The sequence below is a fragment of the Bacillota bacterium genome, assembly GCA_024655925.1.
Lineage (GTDB): Bacteria > Bacillota > DTU025 > DTU025 > JANLFS01 > JANLFS01.
In genome coordinates this window covers 25120-26480 of sequence record JANLFS010000003.1, presented here as the reverse complement: position 1 = coordinate 26480, position 1361 = coordinate 25120, and the positions used below count along the sequence as shown (strand labels likewise).

Below are 1361 nucleotides of genomic sequence, written 5' to 3'. Positions count from 1 at the left end.
CCCAAAGCCCCTAGCAGCGTCAGCGTTATCTCGGTCCCAGACAGTTTCTCATCCTCGCCTGCGGCCTCATTGGCCGAGTACATCAAGGCCTGCATGCCAAGGACCAAGGACTCGACCAACATGACCGTTCCTCGAACGAACGGCAACCTCAGAATACGGGGACGTCTTGAGCTGTTCAGATCGTTGATGTCGACGGCTATCTCACCGGTCGGGCGGCGCACCGCCACCGCCATGCTGTCACGGCCACGCATCATAACGCCTTCTATTACGGCCTGTCCCCCGTACTGAAACCTAGTCTTCAACCCCTATGACCTCCTCGACTCGGCCGATCGGGAACCTCGTGGCACTTCCGGCACCGGGCCTCATAGGCCTCGCTCGCCCCAATCAGGACCTGCGGGTCGGAGTAGCTGGCCGGTCTGCCGTCGATTATCCTCTGCGTTCTCGTTGCTGGGTTTCCACACTTGACGCAAATCGCCTGAAGTTTCGAGACGTATTCCGCGCGCGCAAGCAGTTCGGGCATGGGGCCGAACGGCTCTCCGCGGAAGTCAGTGTCGAGTCCGGCAACGATCACCCGGATGCCCCTGTCAGCCAACCTGACGCACAAGTCGACTATGCCATCGTCGAAAAACTGTGCCTCATCCACCGCCACCACCTGAGCGTCTTCCGGTATTCGCTCCTCGGCCTCCAGGGAGTCACGTACGGGCAGGCAATCGATCTTGCCACCACCGTGCGATACAACGTCATTCGTGGAGAAGCGCGTATCGATGGCAGGCTTGAGTGCGACCACTAGCTGCCGCGCAATCCGTGCCCGCTTCACTCTGCGGATGAGTTCCTCGCTCTTGCCGCTGAACATGGAGCCACAAATGACTTCTATCCATCCAGTGCCCTGAATGCTGCCGTGCAAATTGGACCCTCCCGTGAGTCCGGCGGGCCAAAAAACTGGAGCCCCGCCGGGCTCCGACAGTACATGACCATTGGGGGTGGCCCCATACTCTGGAACCGCCCCCAAACAACGCCGAGCTAGAGATTGTGCTTCTTGCGGAACCTCTCCACGCGCCCGCCGGTGTCGACGATCCTCTGGACGCCGGTGGAGAAGGGATGGCACTTAGAGCAGATCTCAACTCTCAAGTTCTCCCGGGTGGATCCGGTCTCGAAACTCTCCCCGCACGCGCACGTGACGCGGGTTATGAAAAACTTAGGGTGGATCTTGTCCTTCAATCCTCTCACCTCCGCGGGACGGAAAACCCCTCCTCGACTGAATCAGTATAGCACACCCGGACGGGGCTCTTCAATGGACGTTGTGTATGCGCTTCTCGCACTGATGGACCGCTGGTTCACATGGCGCCTGGCGTGCCAGATGC

Annotated in this window: 3 protein-coding genes; all 3 read right to left on the bottom strand. The window is 60.0% G+C overall.

What is annotated here, in order from left to right:
* On the bottom strand, positions 1-302 hold a 302-nt coding region (locus NUW23_00770), incomplete at its 3' end, for a DUF1385 domain-containing protein (protein MCR4424712.1).
* The gene (locus NUW23_00765) at positions 299-904 is read right to left on the bottom strand and encodes a thymidine kinase (protein MCR4424711.1); all 606 of its coding nucleotides are present in this window, start codon (positions 902-904) and stop codon (positions 299-301) included. The genes NUW23_00770 and NUW23_00765, both read right to left, overlap by 4 nt.
* Before the next feature lie 116 nt (positions 905-1020).
* On the bottom strand, positions 1021-1218 hold the full coding sequence (gene rpmE / locus NUW23_00760) for a 50S ribosomal protein L31 (protein MCR4424710.1): 198 nt from the start codon (positions 1216-1218) through the stop codon (positions 1021-1023).
* Positions 1219-1361: the final 143 nt, after the last annotated feature.